Below are 2930 nucleotides of genomic sequence, written 5' to 3'. Positions count from 1 at the left end.
CAAGAAGAGGATGGGTTCGCAGGCACAGTAGAACAAATGCGTGCCCTAACCCTTGATGTCGCCAACGCGATTGCAAAGGATATGCAAACAAAAACGTGAGAAGTCTGATTTATGTTAAAAACGTCTGCCACAAGGATATTAAATAGTGGTTGCGATCCTAAATTTGATGAAGAAACCAATCGTCGAATTTTAGTGGTAAACCTTTTTGCCCTGGTTGGGTTTAGTATTACGCTAGTGCTAGGGATTTCCGCTATTGCGTATGCGGCCTATGGATTAGGTTTTAGTCTGCTGGTGGCATCAGCACTCTTTTTTCTATCAAAGCAACTACAAGCTTTTTACCCCAATAAATATGGTCACATCATGGCCGTGTTATTACTTCTTACCTGCCTGATTTCACTGGAAACATTCCTTATTATCACCGGCGGCGTGGATAACACAGGTCCATTGTGGATCTATATTTTACCTCCTGTAGCTATGTTTTTTGGCGGATTTACCCGAGGCTTAGCGGTGGTAGTCTGTTTCACCCTGCTTATCGCCATTATTTTGCTCTTTCCCAACGATGCCTTATTACTCACCGAGTACGATCACGCGTTTAAAACCCGTTTACTGTATTCCTTTATTACTGTTTCTTTTCTTTCTGCCTTTTACGAATACAGCCGTGAGCGCACCTATGTAATGATGCGTATTATTAGTGAAAAATTCGAACAGCAAGCATTACATGATCCCTTAACCAAACTACCGAATCGTCGTGGTATTAATCAGTTGCTTATGCATGAGCTCAAGCGCCATCAACGCAGCGGCAAACCCTTAACCTTAGTGATTAGTGACGTGGATCATTTTAAACAAATCAATGATACCTACGGTCATGCCCATGGCGATATTGTATTGGAACGAACGGCGACCTTGTTGCGTCAACATATTCGCCGTCAGGATATTGTGTCCCGTTGGGGAGGCGAAGAGTTTTTAATTATCTTGCCAGAAACCACTGAATCTGACGCGGTGAAACTCGCCAACAAGCTACGACAATCACTGGCTGACACTTCTTTTTGGTTAAAAGATATCGAAGTCACCATTACCGCCAGTTTTGGTATATGTGAAATAAATGAAAATGTGTCACTGGATCGGGCATTAACTTTAGCTGATAATGCCCTCTACGAAGCCAAGCGCCTCGGACGAAATACGGTAGTCAGTAAGCGGAATGAATAAGTTTGCTTCAAGTGCAGCGCCGATAATAATAAATAGAATGTTACAAATCACATCAGATTTTTCATAATCTTCCCTTTATGATAATCCTGTGTGAGAAACCGGAAGAAGCAAATATTATGCAATGGAAAAAGGTCATTATCCCATTTGTGGTTTTAGCAATTGGGTATGCAGGAATGGAAGTCATCGCCTCCGTTGGTAACGAAAAATCTGAAAACCAACCCATTGATACGCGTCCTGTTGTATCAGTACAACAATTAGAGGCCATCGATTACACCGTATCGCTTAGCTCCTATGGAGAGATCATTCCGCTAGAAAGCACTAACCTTGCCGCGCAAGTATCCGGTGAAGTGATTTCCTGGAATGAAAACTTCGTTCCGGGCGGCTTAGTAAAACGTGGGGAGGTCCTTTTCACTATTGAAAAAGATGCTTACGAAGCGGCGTTATTACAAGCACAGGCAAACTTGTCATCGGCTCAAGCCCAGTTAATTCAAGAGCAGGCCCAAGCCGAAGTGGCCCAAAGAGAAGCCCAAAGCATGCCGCAAAATCGGGTAACCGACCTCTATCTGCGTAAGCCGCAAGTTATGAGTGCTCAGGCGGCGGTGAAATCCGCTGAGGCACAAATACGCATTGCACAACGGGATTTAAATAACTGTGTTGTTCGTGCCCCCTACGATGCCCTTATCATCAACCGGGAAATAGGAACCGGAGACTTTGTCACCACCGGCACCATTGCCGCTACCCTCAATAACGTGGAAAGCGCAGAGATTAACTTCCCCGTCGCCAGCTTTGATCAACATTTACTGCCCACCAATATAGCCGGTTCACCGGCTGTGGTAACCGTGAATAATCGTAGTATAAAAGCCTTTATTCATCGCGACCTTGGTGTGGTGGATCAAGCAACCCGAATGACCCATTTAGTGGCACGAATTGACGATCCTTATGGCATGCGTTCAGGAAAACCTCTGGTTAAATACGGTAACTACGCCAATATAACCTTTACCGGTAAAACATTGAAAAACGTATTTCGCGTTCCTCAGGAACTGGTCAACAACGGACAAATCTGGCTGCTTGACGAAAACACTGAGCTAAAATCAAAAACCATTGAAGTGGTGCGCGAAGAAGGCGCTTACTTTTTTATTCGCGGTGATATTGATGGCGCAAATTTGGTCATGACGCCGCCCGACTATCCCCTTGATGGCATGAAGGTAAAAGTCATTTCTTCTGACAAACACCTTGTTGCAGCAACGCCCGTTAATCAAGGAAACTAACATGCATCAGGAACACGATACCCATAGCGGCATTATCGCGTGGTTTGCCCGCAATACCGTTGCGGCCAACTTGTTGATGGGCTTCATTATTATCATGGGCCTCTACGCGTATTTTTCCATCCAGCGACAAATGTTTCCGAACATTGAATTAAACTCTGTTCGCATAACTGTGAGCTATCCGGGGGCATCGCCGCAGGAAATTGAAGAAGGTATTTTGGTCAAAATTGAAGAGGCGCTTAAAGACGTAACCGAAATTGACCGTACCATATCACGGGCAAATCGAAACTCAGGCAGTGTTCAATTAGAAATTGACGAAAACGAAGAATTAACGGATGTTCTGGACAAAATAAAAGCTCGGGTGGACGGCATTGCCACCTTTCCGGCCGGCATGGAACCGGTCAATATCACTCAGGTTGAATTTAACCAACAAGTTATTGAAATTCCACTGGTGGGCGA

General features: G+C 44.6%; 3 protein-coding genes. All 3 read left to right on the top strand.

The window, feature by feature from the left end; all coding sequences use genetic code 11:
• The first annotated feature begins 111 nt into the window (after nt 1–111).
• The gene (locus tag V5298_RS20315; RefSeq protein ID WP_332933235.1) at nt 112–1206 is read left to right on the top strand and encodes a GGDEF domain-containing protein; all 1095 of its coding nucleotides are present in this window, start codon (nt 112–114) and stop codon (nt 1204–1206) included.
• Between the two features lie 116 nt (nt 1207–1322).
• Complete coding sequence (locus V5298_RS20310; protein WP_332933234.1) at nt 1323–2474, top strand: efflux RND transporter periplasmic adaptor subunit; 1152 nt, start codon at nt 1323–1325, stop codon at nt 2472–2474.
• A gap of 1 nt (nt 2475) precedes the next feature.
• Nucleotides 2476–2930, top strand: a 455-nt coding sequence (locus V5298_RS20305) for an efflux RND transporter permease subunit (RefSeq protein ID WP_332933233.1), incomplete at its 3' end; no start/stop codon positions are given.

The sequence above is a fragment of the Alteromonas sp. 14N.309.X.WAT.G.H12 genome, assembly GCF_036697315.1.
Lineage (GTDB): Bacteria > Pseudomonadota > Gammaproteobacteria > Enterobacterales > Alteromonadaceae > Alteromonas.
This window is presented reverse-complemented; position numbering and strand designations above follow the sequence as displayed.

What these genes read in the sequence shown, in the direction of transcription:
- V5298_RS20315 (WP_332933235.1), top strand. Translation starts at nt 112, where the DNA reads ATGTTAAAAACGTCTGCCACAAGGATATTAAATAGTGGTTGCGATCCT.
- V5298_RS20310 (WP_332933234.1), top strand. Translation starts at nt 1,323, where the DNA reads ATGCAATGGAAAAAGGTCATTATCCCATTTGTGGTTTTAGCAATTGGG.